The sequence below is a fragment of the Rhizobium leguminosarum genome (assembly GCF_004123835.1).
Classification (GTDB): Bacteria; Pseudomonadota; Alphaproteobacteria; order Rhizobiales; family Rhizobiaceae; genus Rhizobium; species Rhizobium leguminosarum_M.
Window position 1 is genome coordinate 291,070 of sequence record NZ_MZMU01000012.1, and the last position, 18,490, is coordinate 309,559.

Here is an 18,490-nt window from a genome sequence, read left to right on the forward strand (position 1 = left end):
TAAACAAGGGGCCCTGAATGCTGATCTGGCTTGTCGAACTGTCGGAATATTTCAAATTTCTGAATCTGTTCAGATATATTACCTTCCGCACGGGGGCTGCTCTCTTTACCTCAGCACTGATCGTCTTCCTGTTCGGGCCGACGATCATCAATTCGCTGCGCATCCGGCAGGGCAAGGGCCAGCCGATCCGCGCCGACGGCCCGCAGACCCATTTCAAGAAGGCCGGCACGCCGACCATGGGCGGGCTGATGATCCTCGCCGGCATCGTCGGCGCGTCGCTGCTCTGGGCGGATCTTTCCAACGTCTATGTCGTCGCCACGCTGCTGGTGACGCTTGGCTTCGGCGCGATCGGCTTCTACGACGATTATCTCAAGGTAACGAAGCAGAGCCACATGGGCTTTTCCGGCAAGGCGCGTCTCGGCATCGAATTCGTCATCGCCGGCATCGCCGTCTATTTCATGATGCGCACCGCCCTTGCCTCGGGGATTGCCGGCTCGACCTTCGGCTCCTCGATCGCCTTTCCCTTCTTCAAGGACTTCATGATCAATATCGGCATCATGTTCGTCGTCTTCGGCGGCTTCGTCATCGTCGGCGCCGGCAATGCCGTCAACCTGACCGACGGTCTTGACGGGCTTGCCATCGTGCCGGTGATGATCGCCGCCGCCTCCTTCGGCGTCATCGCCTATCTCGCCGGCAACGTGGTGTTTGCCAATTACCTGCAGATCAATTTCGTGCCCGGCACCGGCGAACTCGCCGTCGTGCTTGGCGCCGTCATCGGCGCCGGCCTCGGCTTTCTCTGGTTCAATGCGCCGCCGGCCGCCATCTTCATGGGCGATACGGGGTCGCTGGCACTCGGCGGCACGATCGGCACCGTCGCCGTCGCCACCAAGCACGAGATCGTCATGGCAATCATCGGCGGCCTCTTTGTCATCGAGACGCTGTCGGTCATCATCCAGGTCGGTTTCTTCAAGATGACCGGCCGGCGTGTCTTCCTGATGGCGCCAATCCATCATCACTTCGAGAAGAAGGGCTGGACCGAGAGCCAGGTGGTGATCCGCTTCTGGATCGTCGCCGTCGGCCTTGCGATGCTCGGCCTTTCGACGCTGAAGCTCCGGTGAGGCGGCGATGATCCCGGTCACGACGCTCAAGGACAGGAAGGTCGCGCTCTTCGGGCTCGGCGGCTCCGGCTTTGCCACCGCCCGGGCGCTGATATCAGGCGGTGCCGAGGTGACCGCCTGGGACGACAATCCCGACAGTGTCGCCAAGGCCGCTGCCGAAGGCATCAGGACGGAAGACCTGCACAACATCGATTGGAGCCAGCAGGCGCTGTTCGTGCTGTCGCCCGGCGTGCCGCTCACTCATCCGAAGCCGCACTGGACCGTCGATCTTGCGCGGGCCGCCGGCGTCGATATCGTCGGCGACGTCGAACTCTTCGTGCGCGAGCGCCGCGCCCAGGCGCCGGATTGCCCTTTCATCGCCATAACCGGCACCAACGGCAAGTCGACCACGACGGCGCTGATCGCCCATATCCTGAAATCATCAGGCTACGACACGCAGCTCGGCGGCAATATCGGCACTGCGGTGCTGACGCTCGATCCGCCGAAGGCCGAGCGTTATTATGTCGTCGAATGCTCCTCCTATCAGATCGATCTGGCGCCGACGCTGGACCCGTCTGCCGGCATCCTGCTCAACCTGACGCCCGATCATCTCGACCGTCACGGCACCATGCAGCATTATGCCGATATCAAGGAAAGGCTGGTCGCCGGCAGCGATGTCGCGATCGTCGGCGTCGATGACAGCCATTCGGCGCTGATCGCCGACCGCGTCGAGCGGGCAGGCGTCAAGGTGGTCCGGATTTCGCGCCGCAACGTGCTGACCGACGGTATCTATGCCGAGGGCACCAAACTCATCCAGGCTGCCGGCGGCGCCATGCTGCCCTTCGCCGATCTCGATGGCATCCAGACGCTGCGCGGCAGCCATAATGTGCAAAACGCAGCCGCAGCCGTCGCCGCCTGCCTTGCCGTCGGGGTTTCTGCCGACGACATCCGCGCCGGCCTTGCTTCCTTCCCTGGCCTCAAGCACCGCATGCAGCCGGTCGGCAGACGCGGCCGCGTCGTCTTCGTCAACGATTCCAAGGCGACCAACGCCGATGCGGCGGCGCCGGCCCTTTCGAGCTATGATCGCATCTACTGGATCGCCGGCGGCCTGCCGAAGGCCGGCGGCATTACGACGCTCGCGCCCTATTTCCCGCGCATCGCCAAGGCCTATCTGATCGGCGAGGCGGCGGCGGAGTTCGCGGCGACACTCGGCGAGGCCGTACCTTACGAGATCTCGGGCACGCTGGAGCAGGCGGTCGCGCATGCGGCAGCGGATGCGGAGCGCGACGAGGCCGCTGCTTCTGCCGTGATGTTATCCCCGGCTTGCGCAAGCTTCGACCAGTATAAGAACTTCGAAGTCAGGGGCGATGCCTTTGTCGGCCACGTGGCGGCACTTGACGGAATGACGATGCTGATCGGTCCGGCAACAGGAGAAAAATGATATGGTAAGCCGCGCGGAACGTGGGCCTCTGGCCGATTGGTTCTGGACCATCGACCGCTTCTTCCTGGCGATGTTCATCTTCCTGATGGGCATTGGCTTCATGCTGTCGTTTGCGGCATCTCCCGCGGTTGCCGAGCGTATCGGGCTCGAGCCTTTCCACTTCGTCAAGCGCCAGGCGGCCTTCATGATCCCCTCGATCGCCGTGATGCTCGGGCTTTCTTTCCTGACGCCACGCCAGGTGCGGCGAACCGCGATCCTGATCCTGATCATCTCGCTCGCCATGATGGTGCTGGTTCTGTTTGTCGGGCAGGAGGTCAAGGGCGGCAGGCGCTGGATCTGGATCGCCGGGCTTTCCATTCAGCCGTCGGAATTCATGAAGCCCGCCTTCGTCGTGGTCTGCGCCTGGCTGTTTGCCGAACATGCGCGCCAGCCGGAGATCCCCGGCAATCTCTTTGCTATCATCCTGTTCGGCATCGTTGCGGCGCTTCTCATCGCGCAGCCGGACCTCGGCCAGACCATCCTGACGACCGCCGTCTGGGGCGGCATGTTCTTCATGGCCGGCATGCCGTGGATCTGGATCGTGCTGCTCGGTATCGGCGGTGCCGGCGGCCTGCTCAGCGCCTATTACGTCTTTCCGCACGTCGCCGGCCGAATAGACAAGTTCATGACCGGCGAGGGTGATACTTTCCAGATCGACACCGCGCGCGAGGCGATCATCCGCGGCAGCTGGTTCGGCCAGGGACCAGGCGAGGGTATCGTCAAGCGCATCATCCCGGATGCGCATACCGACTTCATCTTCTCGGTCGCGGCCGAGGAGTTCGGCATTGTGTTCTGCATGGCACTCGTCGCGCTGTTTACCGTGCTGGTGCTGCGCGGCCTCTCGCATGCCTATCGCGAGCGCAACGATTTCAACCGCTTCGCCGTCGCCGGCCTGGTGCTGCAGATGGGCATCCAGTCGATCATCAATATCGGCGTCAATCTCGAACTGCTGCCGGCGAAGGGCATGACGCTGCCGCTGATTTCCTATGGCGGCTCGTCTATGGTGGCTATCTGCGTCACCGCCGGCTTCATTCTGGCGCTGACACGCCATCGACCGGAAAAACGTGCGCAGGACCGGAGCCTCTTCCGTGTCCCGCATGGCATGCCGGCGGAGTAGAAGACCATGAGCAAAGGCATCGTGCTGCTTGCCGCCGGGGGAACCGGCGGCCATGTGTTCCCGGCGGAGGCGCTGGCCTTCAAGCTGAAGGAGCGCGGCTATTCGGTGCATCTCGTCACGGACAGCCGGGCGGAGCGTTATGCCGGCAAGTTCCCGGCCGAGGAAATTCATGTCGTGCCATCGGCGACGATCGGCTCGAAGAACCCGGTTGCCGTCGCCCGCTCATTGTGGACACTCTGGAGCGGCATGCGGGCAGCAAAGAAGCTGATCCAGCGGCTGCAACCGGTCATCGTCGTCGGTTTCGGCGGTTATCCCACCGTGCCGCCGCTGCTTGCCGCTACCCGGCTCGGCGTGCCCTCGATGATCCACGAGCAGAACGCCGTGATGGGCCGTGCCAACAAGGCCTTAGCAACCCGCGTGCAGGCCATCGCCGGCGGTTTCCTGCCGGAGGGCGGTGCCGCCTTTCCGGACAAGACGGTGACGACGGGCAATCCGGTCCGCCCGGCGATCATTGCCGCGGCCGAGGTGCCTTACACGCCGTCGCATCCGGGTGAGGCCTTCAACCTCGTCGTCTTCGGGGGCAGCCAGGGCGCGCAATATTTCTCCAAGGCGCTGCCGACGGCGATCAGCCTGCTCGACGACGCGCTTCGCGTGCGCCTGCGCATCACCCAGCAGGTGCGTCCCGAGGATATGGAGATGGTCAGCGGCTGCGTCGCCAAGCTGGAGATGGGAGCCGATATCGCACCCTTCTTCACCGACATGGCCGAGAGGCTGGCGAGGGCGCATCTTGTCATCTGCCGTTCGGGTGCCTCGACGGTTTCGGAAATTTCCGTCATCGGCCGGCCTGCCGTGCTCGTGCCTTACCCGCACGCTCTCGATCACGACCAGGCGGCGAATGCGGCGGCACTCGCTGCGACCGGCGGGGCGAAGGTGATCGCCCAGTCGGAGCTTTCGCCGGAGAAGATCGCGGCGATCCTGACGGCTGTCATGAACGATCCGGAAAAGCTTTCGCACATGGCGGCGGCGGCGAAACTCGCCGGGAAACCCGATGCCGCGAACTTGCTTGCCGACATGGTTGAGGCTATTGCCGCCGGACGGACAACTACGGAATTCAAGAGGACACGCGCATGAAACTGCCGAAGACGATCGGTCTCGTCCATTTCATCGGCATCGGCGGGATCGGCATGAGCGGTATTGCCGAGGTGCTGCACAATCTCGGCCACAAGGTGCAGGGATCGGACCAGGCTGACAGCGCCAATGTCCAGCGCCTGCGCGACAAGGGCATTGAGGTGTTCGTCGGTCACCGGCCTGAAAACCTGGGTGAGGCCGAAGTCGTCGTCGTCTCGACGGCAATCAAGAAGAGCAATCCGGAACTCATCGCCGCGCGCGAAAAGCTGCTGCCGGTGGTGCGCCGCGCCGAGATGCTGGCCGAGCTGATGCGCTTCCGCAATGCGATCGCCATCGGCGGCACGCATGGCAAGACGACGACCACCTCGCTGGTCGCCACGCTGCTCGAAGCCGGCGGGCTCGACCCGACCGTCATCAATGGCGGCATCATCAACGCCTACGGCACCAATGCCCGCATGGGCGAGGGCGAGTGGATGGTGGTCGAGGCCGACGAATCGGATGGCACCTTCCTGAAGCTTCCGGCCGATGTCGCGGTCATCACCAATATCGACCCGGAACATCTCGACCATTACGGCAATTTCGACGCCGTGCGCGCCGCCTTTAGGCAGTTCGTCGAGAACGTGCCGTTCTACGGTTTCGGCGTCATGTGCCTCGACCATCCCGAGGTGCAGTCGCTGGTCGGCCGCATCGAGGACCGCAAGATCATCACCTATGGCGAGAACCCGCAGGCCGATGTGCGCTTCAAGAATGTGCGCATCGACGGCACGCGCTCGATCTTCGACGTCGAAATCCGCCGCCGCCGCACCGGCCAGGTAATCGAACTCAAGGGGCTGGTCATGCCGATGCCCGGACGGCATAATATCTCCAACGCGACGGCCGCGATTGCCGTTGCCAACCGGCTCGGCATATCGAGCGCAGATATCGCTAAGGGGCTTGCTTCCTTCGGCGGCGTCAAGCGCCGCTTCACGCTGACCGGCGAATGGAACGGGGTGCAGATCTTCGACGATTACGGCCATCATCCCGTCGAGATCAAGGCGGTGCTGCGCGCCGCCCGAGAATCCTGCAAGGGGCGCGTCATCGCGGTCCACCAGCCGCACCGCTATAGCCGTCTTGCGAGCCTATTCGAGGAATTCGCCGCCTGCTTCAACGATGCCGACAGCATTTTCCTGGCACCCGTCTATGCGGCGGGGGAGGATCCGATCGAGGGTATCGATTCCGTGTCGCTGGTCTCGCGCATAAAATCCGGTGGCCATCGCGACGCCCGCTTTCTAACTTCGGCGGAGCTTCTGCCGCAGATGGTTGCGGAGGTTGCAAAGCCTGGTGATTTCGTGGTTCTGTTGGGGGCTGGGAGCATCACATCCTGGGCAGCGGCACTGCCCAAGCAACTGGAAGGCCTATCGGGAAAGTCCGTATGAAACAGGTGAATGGGGAAAAGCTTCTCGCGTCTCTCGGAGACGGTGTAAAGGATATCCGCGGTCGTATCACGCCGGATGCCCCCATGGACCGCGTCACCTGGTTCAGGGCCGGTGGCTTGGCCGAGCTGATGTTCCAGCCGCATGACGTCGACGATCTCATCGCCTTCCTGAAGATATTGCCGGAGGAGGTGCCGCTGACGGTGGTCGGCGTCGGCTCCAACATCCTGGTGCGCGACGGCGGCATTCCCGGCGTCGTGCTGCGCCTGTCGGCCAAGGGATTCGGCTTCGTCGAGCTTGCCGGCGAAAACCGCATCCTGGCCGGCGCCATCTGCCCCGATAAACATGTGGCGGCGATGGCGATGGACAACGGCATCGGCGGCTTCCATTTCTTCTACGGGATTCCGGGCGGCATCGGTGGCGCGGCGCGCATGAATGCCGGGGCCAACGGCGTGGAGACGCGGGAGCGGCTGATCGAGGTCCATGCGGTCGACCGCAAGGGCGACAAGCATGTGCTTTCCAATGCCGAGATGGGCTATTCCTACCGGCATTCCATCGCATCGACAGATCTGATTTTCACCTCCGTGCTGTTCGAGGGCTATCCGGAAGAGCGCGCGCAGATCCGCGCCGAGATGGACGCCGTGCGCAACCATCGCGAGACTGTGCAGCCGGTGCGCGAAAAGACCGGTGGCTCGACCTTCAAGAACCCGGCTGGTCATTCGGCCTGGAAACTGATTGACGAGGCAGGCTGCCGCGGTCTCGTCATCGGCGGAGCACAGATGTCGTCGCTGCACTGCAACTTCATGATCAACATGGGGCAGGCGACCGGCTACGATCTCGAATATCTCGGCGAACAGGTGCGTCGCGAGGTCTTCGAAAAAGAGGGCATCAAGCTTGAATGGGAAATCAAACGCCTCGGCGTCTTCATGCCCGGTCGCGAAGTGCGTCCGTTCCACGGTGTGACGAGCGAATAACGGTTTACGTCACCGCAAGCTTCAGGCCTTCGTGCGGGCTGACAAGGGGCGACCAGCCGAGCACGCCGCGGGCATGGGATATGTCGACCTGCAGGGAACCGCAAAGACGCTGGTAGACGGCGTCCTTTCCCGTGACTCTCGCGCCCATCTGCAACAGGGCGGGGGGGAAGGGGAGCAGCATCGGTTTGACACCCAGCCCTGCGGCAATCCCTTCGATAAGCCCGGGAGTCGAAAGATCTTCTCCATCGCCTGCGAGAAAGGTCTCTCCGGCTGCGCCGGGATGCTTCATTCCGGCGATGATCAGATCGACGAGATTTGGAAGCGCGACCAGTGTCCGGCGGTTCTTCAGCGACGCGAAAGGGAGCGGTATCTTCTTCCGGACAAGTCCGACGAGCAGGGCGAAGTTGCCCCTGGCGCCGGGTCCATAGACGAGCGGCGGGCGAATGACGACAACTTCCATGCCTGTTCGGGCGGCGATTTCATGCAGCCCGATTTCAGTTTCCAGCTTCGAGATACCATAGGGATCGATCGGCATTGGCGTATCGTCGTGCCGGAAGGGCCGATCGTTCTCCTCGCCATTGACCTTGATGCTGCTGATAAAGACGAACCTTTTTACGCCCGCGCGGGCGGCCTGCTCGGCGAGATTCAACGTGGCGGCGGTGTTGATCCGACGAAATTCCGCAAGCGGATCGGCTGCGCGGTCGTGCATGATGTGAACACGAGCGGCGAGATGGACGATGACATCGACACCGTCGAGAGCCGCCGTCCAGTCGGTTTCGCTCGTTATCTCGATGGGAAAATGCCGCACATTCGCCGGGAAGCGGGCGGCTGTCGAGCGCGTGGTCACCGCAAGTTCCCATATCCGCTCTCTATGCAGTCTTTCGACGAGGGGGCCACCGACAAAGCCGGCGGCGCCGGTAATGAGGCATCGCATGATCTGTTCCCCGTTTTGCCGTGAGTGCTCCGGTTAGCGGGAAGTGCTCGCCGTATCAACAAAAAAGCCGCGACGGTGGCCGTCGCGGCCTATTGTTCATTTGCTGTTCGAGACCGGAGTCGGCGATGCGGAGATCGCGTCTGTCATTTTCATTCCAATCAGTATTTCCATGGAGCGCCTTGGGAGGCTGGCGGGTCTTAACGCAATTTCAAAATGTCTCTCGCGTCGCACGCATCGCTCTCGAACCGTTTCTCGATCCTTGCGCGAAGCTTGCCACGGCAATGTCCGCGAGCTTGACCGGAATCAAATTGTAGCGGATTTGTTTAAACTCTTGGTTGAGGTTTAGGAGGCGCGCATGCACAAGAGTCTAGTTGCCGAGTTTCTCGGCACGTTCTGGCTGGTCTTCGGCGGATGCGGCAGTGCCGTGCTGGCCGCGGCCTACCCCGAGCTTGGAATTGGTTTTGTCGGTGTGGCCTTTGCGTTCGGTCTGACGGTGCTCACCATGGCCTATGCCGTGGGCGGCATTTCGGGTGGTCATTTCAATCCCGCCGTCTCCCTCGGCCTTACGGTCGCCGGCCGGTTTCCCGCGGCGCGCCTCGTTCCCTATGTCGTCGCGCAGGTTGTCGGCGCCATCGCCGCGGCCGCACTGCTCTATCTCATCGCCAGCGGCAAGGCGGGTTTCGAACTCGGCGGCTTTGCCGCCAACGGATACGGCGATCATTCTCCGGGCGGTTATTCACTGCTTTCGGCGCTGCTGATCGAAGTGCTGCTGACCATGTTCTTCCTGATCATCATCCTGGGGTCGACCAGCAGCCGGGTGCCTGCGGGCTTCGCACCGCTTGCGATCGGCCTCGGGCTGACGCTGATCCATCTCGTTTCTATCCCCGTGACGAATACCTCGGTCAATCCGGCGCGTTCCACCGGCCAGGCGCTTTTCGTCGGCGGCTGGGCGCTGCAGCAGCTCTGGCTGTTCTGGATTGCGCCACTTGCGGGTGGGGCGCTCGGCGGGCTCGTGTGGAAATTCCTCGACGACGCCGACTGACTGCAAGGCACCAAGCTATCCCATTGAGCCCGCGCGGTTTTTCCGCGCGGGTTTTCTGTTTTCGCGGATCGGTGGGCATCTTCGATCTGGCTATCCCGAAGACGAGAAGGTTAAAAAATCAAGGGCGCGGCAATACGAAGTTAACGAAAGTAAACACTTCATTAACCATAATGATGCTCTAATGCACCCAGGTCGGACAAAGGCCTGAAACGGCGCAGACAGCTTCGCGCAAGCGTCGATTTCGAAAATGAAAGTTATTTTTGGGGGTGTTGATGAGTCGCAAGCATGTTGCTGTCCTGATGGGCGGATTTTCCTCGGAAAGGCCTGTCAGCCTTTCCTCGGGAAAGGCTTGCGCAGAAGCTCTCGAGGCGGAGGGCTTCGACGTGACGCGCATCGACGTGGCGCGCGACGTTTCCGAGAAGCTCGCCGCGCTGAAGCCCGATGTCGTCTTCAATGCGCTTCACGGCCCGTTCGGCGAGGACGGCACCATTCAGGGCATCCTCGAATATCTCGAGATCCCCTATACGCATTCGGGCGTGCTTGCCTCGGCGCTGGCGATGGACAAGGATAAGGCGAAGCTCGTTGCCGCCGCCGCCGGCATTCCGGTCGCCGAATCGCAGGTGGTCAACCGTTTCGCCTTTCCCTCGACGCACCCGATGAAGCCGCCCTATGTGGTCAAGCCCGTCCGCGAGGGGTCGAGCTTCGGCGTCGTCATCGTCACGGAAGATCAGGCGTATCCGCCACAGATCGTCAGCTCGCCCGAGTGGCGTTACGGCGAGGAAGTGATCGTCGAGCGCTATGTTTACGGTCGCGAACTCACCTGCGGTGTCATGGGTGAAACTCCGCTCGGCGTCACGGAAGTGGTGCCGCAGGGACACAATTTTTATGATTACGACTCCAAGTATGCGGCAGGCGGTTCAAAACACGTCATCCCCGCGAAAATTTCACCGAATATTTACCAAAAAATACAAACATTGTCCCTAAGGGCGCATCAGGCAATCGGTTGTCGCGGCGTCAGTCGGTCCGACTTTCGTTACGACGATCGTTTCTCCGAAGACGGCGAAATCATCTGGCTGGAGGTCAATACCCAGCCAGGCATGACTCCAACCTCGCTCGTGCCCGAAATGGCCGGTCATGCCGGCTATTCATTTGGTCAGTTTCTCCGGTGGATGGTGGAGGACGCGTCTTGTTTGCGTTGACAGTCAAGAGGATTGGGCGCCCCAGCCATCATGCCGTGCTTCCGATCATGGAAGCCGAAGAGCGGTTCGTGCTGCCACGTCCGCTGCGCCGGGTCACGCGCTTCCTGATCAGCCTCTGCAGCGGCCGCATCTACATTCCTGTTCATACGGGCACGGTCTCGGCGCTCGCTTTCTTGGGCGCGACGGGGCTTTACGGCATGTCGCTCGGCGGCCACACGGAAGCCGTGGCGCAGGCGACGACGACGGCCGCGGGTTTTGCGATCGAGGACGTGAAGGTCTCCGGCAATTCGGAAACCTCCGAAATCGAGATCCTGCAACTGATCGGCCTTGACGGCACGACCTCGCTGGTCGCCCTCGACGTCGATGCCGCCCGCCGGAAGATCGCGCATCTTCCCTGGGTCGAAAATGTCGAGGTCCGCAAGATTTATCCGAAGACGATCGAGGTGAAGCTCAAGGAGCGCCAGGCCTATGCGATCTGGCAGCACGGGCAGGAGCTTTCCCTGATCGAGAAGAACGGCAGCGTCATTGCGCCGCTGCGCGACAACAAGTTTTCGGCGCTGCCGCTCGTCGTCGGCCGCGATGCCGAAACGGCGGCGGCTTCGCTCGACGACGCCTTCTCGAAGTGGCCCGACGTGAAGGCCCGCGTGAAGGCCTATGTCTGGATATCAGGCCGTCGCTGGGACCTGCACATGGATAACGGCGTCGTCGTCAAGCTGCCGGAAGATGGTATCGACCAGGCACTGGCGACGCTTTCGAAGTTCGACAAGGAGCATCAGTTGCTGGAGCGGGACATTGCCGCAGTCGATCTCAGGCTGGCCGACAGAACCGCGATCCAGCTGACGCCGGAGGCGGCGATCCGCAGGCAGACGGCAGTGACGGAGCGTACGAAAGAATTGAAGAAGGCGGGGCAGAATATATGAGCTTGTTCGGTTCATCCCATTTCGGATTGCCGCGCCTGAAGCCGCTTTCGTCGAAGCGGTCACATGTCGTTTCGGTGCTCGACATCGGTTCGACCAAGGTCGTCTGCATGATCGGCCGGCTGACGCCGCGCGAGGAAAGCCAGATCCTGCCCGGCCGCACGCACAATATCGAAATCATCGGCATCGGCCACCAGCGTTCCCGCGGCATCAAGACCGGCGTCATCGCCGATCTCGACGCGCTGGAAGGCGTCATCCGTCTCGCCGTCGATGCGGCCGAGCGGATGGCGGGGCTGACCGTCGAGAGCCTGATCGTCAATCTGACGGCCGGCCGGCTCGGCAGCGACATCTACACAGCGACAATCGATCTTGGCGGCCAGGAAGTCGAGCTCAACGATCTGAAGAAGGTGCTGTCGGCCGCTTGCCAGCAGTCGCTGCGCCAGGACCGTTCGGTGCTGCATTCGCTGGCGACCGGCTTCTCGCTCGACGGCGAGCGCGGGATCCGCGATCCGCTGGCGATGTATGGCGATGCGCTCGGCGTCGACATGCATGTGGTGACGGCGGAGCGCTCGGCGCTGAAGAACCTCGAGCTTAGCGTCAATCGTGCGCATCTGTCGGTCGAGGGCATCGTCGCGACGCCCTATGCATCGGGTCTTGCGGCTCTCGTCGACGACGAGGTCGAGCTCGGCTGCGCGGCGATCGATATGGGCGGCGGCACGACGACGATCTCGGTCTTTGCCGAAGGCAAGCTCGTTCATACGGATGCCGTCGGCCTCGGCGGCCATCACGTCACCACCGACCTGGCGCGCGGCCTTTCGACCCGCATCGAGGATGCTGAGCGGCTGAAGGTCGTGCATGCCTCGGCGCTTTCGAATTCCTCCGACGAGCGTGAGTTGATCTCGATCCCGCCGATCGGCGAGGACGATCGCGACCAGCCGTCGCAGGTGCCGCGGGCGCTGGTTTCGCGCATCGTCTCGGCCCGAATCGAGGAGACGATGGAACTGATCCGCGACCGTATCCAGCGTTCTGGCTTCAGCCCGATCGTCGGCAAGCGCGTCGTGCTGACCGGCGGGGCGAGCCAGCTGACCGGCCTTGCCGACGTGGCGCGGCGCATCCTTGCCCGCAACGTCCGTATCGGCCGTCCGATGGGCGTCTCGGGGTTGCCGACGGCGGCCAAGGGCCCGGCCTTTTCGACGGCTGTCGGCCTGATGATCTATCCGCAGGTCGCGGACATGGAGACACATGCGTCACAGAGCGGTCTGCTCATGTCGCTTGGGGGAAATAACAGCCGCATAGCCCGCATGGGCCAGTGGCTGAAGGAAAGCTTCTGAAATTGCGTAATTGGCCGGCGTGGCGATGCGGCCAGAGAGAGAAGGAACAGGTACCATGACCATCAAGCTGCAAAAGCCTGACATCACAGAGCTGAAGCCGCGCATCACCGTGTTCGGCGTTGGCGGCGGTGGCGGCAATGCCGTCAACAACATGATTACCGCCGGCCTCCAGGGCGTCGACTTCGTCGTCGCCAACACGGATGCGCAGGCGCTGACGATGACGAAGGCCGAGCGCATCATCCAGCTCGGCGTCAACGTCACCGAAGGCCTCGGTGCCGGCTCGCAGCCGGAAGTCGGCCGCGCGGCTGCCGAGGAGTGCATCGACGAGATCGTCGATCACCTGAACGGCACGCATATGTGCTTCGTCACCGCCGGCATGGGCGGCGGCACCGGGACGGGTGCTGCACCCGTTGTCGCACAGGCGGCCCGCAACAAGGGCATCCTGACGGTCGGCGTCGTCACCAAGCCGTTCCATTTCGAAGGCGGGCGCCGCATGCGCCTGGCCGAGATGGGCATCCAGGAACTGCAGAAGTCTGTCGATACGCTGATCGTCATTCCGAACCAGAACCTCTTCCGCATTGCCAACGACAAGACGACGTTCGCCGATGCCTTCGCCATGGCTGACCAGGTTCTCTATTCGGGCGTTGCCTGCATCACCGACCTGATGGTCAAGGAAGGCCTCATCAACCTCGACTTCGCCGACGTCCGCTCGGTGATGCGCGAGATGGGCCGCGCGATGATGGGCACCGGCGAAGCTTCCGGCTCCGGCCGCGCGCTGCAGGCCGCAGAGGCTGCGATCGCCAACCCGCTGCTTGACGAAACCTCGATGAAGGGCGCCCAGGGCCTGCTGATCTCCATCACCGGCGGTCGCGACCTCACCCTCTTCGAAGTCGACGAAGCCGCGACCCGCATCCGCGAGGAAGTCGATCCTGACGCCAACATCATCCTCGGCGCCACCTTCGACGAATCGCTCGAAGGCATCATCCGCGTTTCGGTCGTCGCAACCGGCATCGACCGGGCGATGAACGAAGCGGCCGAGCGCAACTTCCAGCCGGCAGCAAGGCCTGCTATCCGTCCCTCCGCGGCTGTTGCTCCGGCAGCGGCCGCTGTCCAGCCTGCCCCCGTGATGCAGGCACCGAAGGCCGTGGATCCGATCGCGCAGACCATCCGCGAAGCCGAGATGGAACGCGAGCTCGAAATTCCGGCCCCGCGTGCTGCCGCACCGCTGCAGCAGCCAGCGGCACAGCAGGAAACCTTCCGTCCGCAGAGCAAGATCTTCGCGCCTGCGCCGGAAGCTCCGGCAATGCGTCCGGCACCGGTGCAGCAGCAGGCTCCGGCGCCCGCCATGAGCCAGCCGGTCGTGAGCCAGCCCATCCAGCAACAGCCGATCCGTCAGGAGCCGACCATCCGTCAGGCGCCCGAACCGATGCGCATGCCGAAGGTCGAGGATTTCCCGCCGGTCGTCCAGGCCGAACTCGACCACCGCACGCAGCCGGCTTCCGCGCATGCGGCGGAGGAGCGCGGTCCGATGGGCCTGCTCAAGCGAATCACCAATTCGCTTGGCCGCCGCGACGACGACGCCGTTGCCGCCGACATGACTGCCGCACCGCCGGCCGCTTCGCAGCAGCGCCGTCCGCTGTCGCCCGAGGCAAGCCTCTACGCACCGCGCCGCGGCAACCTCGACGACCAGGGCCGCGCGGTTCCGCAGGCCCGAATGATGCAGGAAGACGACCAGCTGGAAATCCCGGCATTCCTGCGTCGCCAGTCGAACTGAGGCCGTGCTTCGGCACCGTTCATGCCCGGGATCAAGATCCCGGGCATTGCTGTTTTTCAGCCTGCGATTCGCGAGCAATTTCAATCGCGTGACTTCGTAACAAAGCGAAAGAAACAGTGATTTGGATTGGAGCGCCGGCGCACGTAAGTATGGTGCAATGAAACTGCCCTAGGAGACCTTTCGACAGGCTCCGGCTGCAGAATGAACGATGACCGTGCTGATCGGACAGACCGCCGGTACGGAAGAATAAAAGGCAGAATTTATGGCGATTGGCTTGCTGGGTTTTCAAACGACGGTATCGCGTCCGGTGACGCTTTCGGGCACCGGGGTCCATTCTGGCGCGGAAGTCTCGATCACCCTGAATCCGGCCGAATCCGACACCGGCGTCGTTTTCCAGCGCTTGCATGACAATGGCGACATCACCGAACTCAAGGCCGTCTCCTCGCAAGTCGGCAATACCGACCTCTGCACCGTGCTCGGCTTCTCGCCGGCCCATTCGGTTGCGACGATCGAGCATGTCATGGCCGCCGTCTATGCGCTCGGCCTCGACAATGTGGTGATCGAGGTGCAGGGCTCCGAAATGCCGATCATGGACGGCAGCTCGCTGCCCTTCGTCGAGGCGATCGAGCAGGTCGGTCTCGTCTCGCTCGGCGTCAAGCGCCGCTATATCCGTATCACCAAGCCGGTGCGAATCGAGCATGGCGGCTCCTGGAGCGAATTCCGCCCCTATGACGGCACGCGCTTCGAAGTCGAGATTGATTTCGATTGCCCGCTGATCGGCCGGCAGAAGTGGGCCGGCGACATGACCGCCGCCGTCTTCAAAGCCGAGCTTTCCCGCGCCCGCACCTTCGGCTTCATGCGCGATGTCGAGCGTCTCTGGGCGTCAGGCCACGCGCTCGGCTCCTCGCTTGAAAATTCCGTCGTCATCTCGGACGACAACACCGTCATCAACGTCGAAGGACTGCGTTACGCCAAGGACGAATTCGTCCGCCACAAGGCGCTCGATGCCGTCGGCGATCTCTCGCTTGCCGGCGCCCAGTTCATCGGCTGCTACCGTTCCTATCGCGGTGGTCACAAGATGAACGCCAATGCGCTGAAGGCGCTGCTCGCCGATCCCTCCGCCTACGAGGTGGTCGAGACGTCGACGCCGCGCCAGCGCGTCGCTGCCCGCGAACTGATCGCGGTCAGTGCTTCGGAATTCGCTCCCTGGTCGGCATGACCTCCAGCATATTCTCAAGACCAGGCCGCCTCTTTCCCGGAGGCGGTTTTTTTTATGTCCGGCCGTGTCTGCGGCTATAGCCCGATGCGTGGTCGCCACAGGTCGGGAAGAAGTTGAAAAGCCGGTCATTTCTGCGGCTGCTGCCACAAAAATGCGTTAATGCCTTATCATTGCGTTGCTCTTGATGCACATTTGTGGCTAGAAACGCCAGCGAGGCGTGGCTGCCGTGGAGAGAGCGGCAGCAGTGGGGTTCTTTCGAATGGGTTATGCAGGATCTGAAGGTATGATGAAGACAGCGCGCGCTTTGTTCGCATCGCTTCTGGTGCTCAGCGCAGGCGCCTCGATCTCCGGTTGCCAGTCGGATCCCGATATCGACATCACCAAGCTCGGCCTCGAAACCGATCCGCCCGACGTGCTCTACACCCAGGGCCTTGCCAATATGAAGGCCGGCAACATGGCGGAAGCGGGGCGCAAGTTCGACGCGATCGACCGCGAGAACCCGTTCTCCGAATGGGCACGCAAGGCGCTTGTGATGAGCACCTTCGTCAAATACCGCCAAGGCCGCCTGGACGATGCGCTTGCTTCAGGCAACCGCTACATGTCGCAATATCCGAAGTCCCAGGATGCCGCCTATGTGCAGTATCTCATCGGTCTCACCTATTCCAAGCAGATCGTCGACGTGACGCAGGACCAGCGCGCCTCGGCCAAGACGATCGAGGCGATGCAGGCTGTCGTCGACAATTATCCGAACTCCGAATATGTCGACGACGCACAGGCGAAGATCCGCTTTGCGCGCGACCAGCTCGCCGGCAAGGAAATGCAGATCGGCCGCTACTATATGGAGCGGAAGGAATATCTCGCTGCGATCTCGCGCTTCCGGATCGTCGTCGAGAAATATCCGAATACGAACCAGATCGAAGAGGCGCTGGCGCGTCTCGTCGAAGCTTATTACGCCATGGGCATCGTCGACGAGGCGCAGACAGCCGCTGCCGTTCTCGGTCACAATTATCCCGACAGCCAGTGGTATGCTGATTCCTACAAGCTGCTGCAGAGCGGCGGTGCCGAGCCGCGTGAAAACAAGGGCTCGTGGATCGCAGCAGCGGGCAAGAAACTTCTTCTCGGTTCCTGAGGCCAATGCTGATCCAGCTTTCGATCCGCGATATCGTCCTGATCGAGCGGCTGGATCTTGCCTTCGAGACCGGCCTCTCCGTGCTGACGGGCGAGACCGGGGCGGGCAAATCCATCCTGCTCGACAGCCTGTCGCTGGCGCTCGGCGGGCGCGGTGACGGCGGCCTGGTGCGCCATGGCGAGGACAAGGGTCAGGTGACGGCGGTGTTCGACGTCGGCATGGAACACGGCGTCCGCATACTCCTGCGTGAAAACGGCATCGACGACGAGGGCGACCTGATCTTCCGCCGCCAACAATCGGCGGACGGGCGCACCAAGGCCTATGTCAACGACCAGCCGGTCAGCGTGCAACTGATGCGCCAGGCCGGTCAGATGCTGGTCGAAATCCACGGACAGCACGACGATCGCGCCCTTGTCGACACCAATGCCCACCGCACTCTCCTCGATGCCTTTGCCGGCCTCACCGACGAGGTTTCGGAAGTCTCCCGGCTCTATCGCCTTTGGCGCGACAGCGAGCGGACGCTGAAGAAGCACCGCGAGAAGGTGGAAAGTGCGGCGCGCGAAGCCGACTACCTGCGCTCTTCGGTCGAGGAGCTCGAGAAGCTCTCGCCGCAGGATGGCGAGGAGGAAGAACTCGCCGATCGCCGGCAGAAGATGATGAAGGCCGAGCGAATCGCCGGCGATATCGCCGAGGCGTCCGAATTCCTCAACGGCAGTGCCTCGCCGGTGCCCCATATCGCCTCGCTGGTGCGCCGGCTGGAGCGCAAGAGCCATGAGGCGCCGGGACTGCTCGAAGACACCGTGACGCTGCTCGATGCTGCGCTCGACCAGCTTTCCAACGCGCAGATGGAAGTCGAGGCGGCACTTCGTAAGACCGAATACGATCCGAGAGAGCTGGAGCGGGTGGAGGAGCGGCTTTTCGCGCTCAGGGCCGCCTCGCGCAAATATTCCGTTCCCGTCACCGAACTGCCCGCGCTTGCCGTGCGCATGATCGCCGATCTTGCCGATCTCGACGCGGGCGAGGAGCGGCTTGCGCGGCTCGACGCCGAGGTCGGCCTTGCACGGGAAAATTATGATGCGGCGGCGCGCTCGCTCTCCGACAAGCGCCATCATGCTGGCACAGCACTGGCTGGGGTCGTCATGGCCGAGCTGCCAGCGCTGAAGCTCGAACGCGCCCGTTTCATGGTCGAGATCACCACAGATGCGGGCGAGGCGCTGGCCGAAGGCATCGACGTCGTCGAGTTCCATGTCCAGACCAATCCCGGCACGCGGCCGGGCTCGATCATGAAGGTCGCCTCCGGCGGCGAGCTGTCGCGTTTCCTGCTGGCGCTGAAGGTGGCGCTCGCCGATCGCGGATCGGCCCCGACGCTCGTCTTCGACGAAATCGATACCGGCGTCGGCGGCGCGGTGGCCGATGCGATTGGCCAGCGGCTGAAGCGGCTGTCGGAGCGGGTGCAGGTGCTGTCGGTCACGCATGCGCCGCAGGTCGCTGCGCGGGCGGCGACACATCTCTTGATCTCCAAGGGGCCATCGACCGACGGTTCGGAAAAGATCGCCACGCGTGTCGCGACGATGGCGCAGAAGGATCGCACCGAGGAGATCGCCCGTATGCTGGCCGGGGCTTCCGTAACCGAAGAGGCGAGGGCGGCGGCGAAGCGGCTGCTGGCCGGCAACGGCTGATTTTTCTTCCGATGCTCTTTCCGCTCGGGCCGGTGGGATGACAATCATCCCGCGGCGC

Annotated in this window: 15 protein-coding genes; 14 read left to right on the top strand and 1 reads right to left on the bottom strand. The window is 62.9% G+C overall.

The genetic code is table 11. The features are described from left to right. Positions 1 to 17: 17 nt before the first annotated feature. From mraY to murB, 6 genes are read left to right on the top strand one after another with little or no spacing between them, the layout of a single operon-like run. A complete protein-coding gene (gene mraY / locus B5P46_RS18160) occupies positions 18 to 1,118 on the top strand; it encodes a phospho-N-acetylmuramoyl-pentapeptide-transferase (protein ID WP_003541415.1) in 1,101 nt (366 codons plus the stop codon). 7 nt (positions 1,119 to 1,125) lie between these two features. Then, on the top strand, positions 1,126 to 2,538 hold the full coding sequence (murD, locus tag B5P46_RS18165) for a UDP-N-acetylmuramoyl-L-alanine--D-glutamate ligase (RefSeq protein WP_129419905.1): 1,413 nt from the start codon (positions 1,126 to 1,128) through the stop codon (positions 2,536 to 2,538). 1 nt (position 2,539) lies between these two features. Continuing rightward, positions 2,540 to 3,694 (top strand): putative lipid II flippase FtsW, encoded by a 1,155-nt coding sequence (gene ftsW / locus B5P46_RS18170; RefSeq protein ID WP_129419907.1) that lies wholly within the window; start codon positions 2,540 to 2,542, stop codon positions 3,692 to 3,694. Between the two features lie 6 nt (positions 3,695 to 3,700). Further along, positions 3,701 to 4,825, top strand: coding sequence for an undecaprenyldiphospho-muramoylpentapeptide beta-N-acetylglucosaminyltransferase (gene murG, locus B5P46_RS18175; protein WP_129419908.1), 1,125 nt, complete (start codon positions 3,701 to 3,703; stop codon positions 4,823 to 4,825). Continuing rightward, positions 4,822 to 6,237, top strand: coding sequence for a UDP-N-acetylmuramate--L-alanine ligase (murC, locus tag B5P46_RS18180; protein WP_129419910.1), 1,416 nt, complete (start codon positions 4,822 to 4,824; stop codon positions 6,235 to 6,237). Before murG ends, murC begins: the two co-directional genes overlap by 4 nt. After that, positions 6,234 to 7,208, top strand: a complete 975-nt coding sequence (gene murB / locus B5P46_RS18185; RefSeq protein WP_129419912.1) for a UDP-N-acetylmuramate dehydrogenase — start codon at positions 6,234 to 6,236, stop codon at positions 7,206 to 7,208. Before murC ends, murB begins: the two co-directional genes overlap by 4 nt. 4 nt (positions 7,209 to 7,212) lie before the next feature. On the opposite strand, the gene B5P46_RS18190 is transcribed toward murB, so the two are convergent. Further along, positions 7,213 to 8,142 (bottom strand): UDP-glucose 4-epimerase family protein, encoded by a 930-nt coding sequence (locus B5P46_RS18190; protein ID WP_129419914.1) that lies wholly within the window; start codon positions 8,140 to 8,142, stop codon positions 7,213 to 7,215. Between the two features lie 355 nt (positions 8,143 to 8,497). On the opposite strand from B5P46_RS18190, the gene aqpZ reads away from it, so the two are divergent. From aqpZ to recN, 8 genes are all read left to right on the top strand, one after another. After that, on the top strand, positions 8,498 to 9,184 hold the full coding sequence (gene aqpZ, locus B5P46_RS18195) for an aquaporin Z (protein WP_129419916.1): 687 nt from the start codon (positions 8,498 to 8,500) through the stop codon (positions 9,182 to 9,184). Between the two features lie 272 nt (positions 9,185 to 9,456). Then, positions 9,457 to 10,383 (top strand): D-alanine--D-alanine ligase, encoded by a 927-nt coding sequence (locus B5P46_RS18200; RefSeq protein ID WP_129419918.1) that lies wholly within the window; start codon positions 9,457 to 9,459, stop codon positions 10,381 to 10,383. Further along, complete coding sequence (locus B5P46_RS18205) at positions 10,371 to 11,303, top strand: cell division protein FtsQ/DivIB (protein ID WP_129419920.1); 933 nt, start codon at positions 10,371 to 10,373, stop codon at positions 11,301 to 11,303. The genes B5P46_RS18200 and B5P46_RS18205 overlap by 13 nt, the downstream gene beginning before the upstream one ends. Continuing rightward, the gene (gene ftsA, locus B5P46_RS18210; protein WP_003561012.1) at positions 11,300 to 12,631 is read left to right on the top strand and encodes a cell division protein FtsA; all 1,332 of its coding nucleotides are present in this window, start codon (positions 11,300 to 11,302) and stop codon (positions 12,629 to 12,631) included. The genes B5P46_RS18205 and ftsA overlap by 4 nt, the downstream gene beginning before the upstream one ends. A 55-nt stretch (positions 12,632 to 12,686) precedes the next feature. Further along, positions 12,687 to 14,405 (top strand): cell division protein FtsZ, encoded by a 1,719-nt coding sequence (gene ftsZ, locus B5P46_RS18215; RefSeq protein WP_129419921.1) that lies wholly within the window; start codon positions 12,687 to 12,689, stop codon positions 14,403 to 14,405. A 262-nt stretch (positions 14,406 to 14,667) separates the two neighbouring features. Then, on the top strand, positions 14,668 to 15,624 hold the full coding sequence (gene lpxC, locus B5P46_RS18220; protein ID WP_129419922.1) for a UDP-3-O-acyl-N-acetylglucosamine deacetylase: 957 nt from the start codon (positions 14,668 to 14,670) through the stop codon (positions 15,622 to 15,624). 259 nt (positions 15,625 to 15,883) lie between these two features. Then, positions 15,884 to 16,753, top strand: coding sequence for an outer membrane protein assembly factor BamD (locus tag B5P46_RS18225; RefSeq protein WP_206735367.1), 870 nt, complete (start codon positions 15,884 to 15,886; stop codon positions 16,751 to 16,753). A gap of 5 nt (positions 16,754 to 16,758) precedes the next feature. After that, the gene (recN, locus tag B5P46_RS18230; RefSeq protein ID WP_129419924.1) at positions 16,759 to 18,432 is read left to right on the top strand and encodes a DNA repair protein RecN; all 1,674 of its coding nucleotides are present in this window, start codon (positions 16,759 to 16,761) and stop codon (positions 18,430 to 18,432) included. Positions 18,433 to 18,490: the final 58 nt, after the last annotated feature.

Bases quoted from the DNA above. Each gene is read 5' to 3' on its own strand.
- mraY (WP_003541415.1), top strand. From the start codon at position 18: ATGCTGATCTGGCTTGTCGAACTGTCGGAATATTTCAAATTTCTGAAT.
- murD (WP_129419905.1), top strand. From the start codon at position 1,126: ATGATCCCGGTCACGACGCTCAAGGACAGGAAGGTCGCGCTCTTCGGG.
- ftsW (WP_129419907.1), top strand. From the start codon at position 2,540: ATGGTAAGCCGCGCGGAACGTGGGCCTCTGGCCGATTGGTTCTGGACC.
- murG (WP_129419908.1), top strand. From the start codon at position 3,701: ATGAGCAAAGGCATCGTGCTGCTTGCCGCCGGGGGAACCGGCGGCCAT.
- murC (WP_129419910.1), top strand. From the start codon at position 4,822: ATGAAACTGCCGAAGACGATCGGTCTCGTCCATTTCATCGGCATCGGC.
- murB (WP_129419912.1), top strand. From the start codon at position 6,234: ATGAAACAGGTGAATGGGGAAAAGCTTCTCGCGTCTCTCGGAGACGGT.
- B5P46_RS18190 (WP_129419914.1), bottom strand. From the start codon at position 8,142: ATGCGATGCCTCATTACCGGCGCCGCCGGCTTTGTCGGTGGCCCCCTC.
- aqpZ (WP_129419916.1), top strand. From the start codon at position 8,498: ATGCACAAGAGTCTAGTTGCCGAGTTTCTCGGCACGTTCTGGCTGGTC.
- B5P46_RS18200 (WP_129419918.1), top strand. From the start codon at position 9,457: ATGAGTCGCAAGCATGTTGCTGTCCTGATGGGCGGATTTTCCTCGGAA.
- ftsA (WP_003561012.1), top strand. From the start codon at position 11,300: ATGAGCTTGTTCGGTTCATCCCATTTCGGATTGCCGCGCCTGAAGCCG.
- ftsZ (WP_129419921.1), top strand. From the start codon at position 12,687: ATGACCATCAAGCTGCAAAAGCCTGACATCACAGAGCTGAAGCCGCGC.
- lpxC (WP_129419922.1), top strand. From the start codon at position 14,668: ATGGCGATTGGCTTGCTGGGTTTTCAAACGACGGTATCGCGTCCGGTG.
- B5P46_RS18225 (WP_206735367.1), top strand. From the start codon at position 15,884: ATGGGTTATGCAGGATCTGAAGGTATGATGAAGACAGCGCGCGCTTTG.
- recN (WP_129419924.1), top strand. From the start codon at position 16,759: ATGCTGATCCAGCTTTCGATCCGCGATATCGTCCTGATCGAGCGGCTG.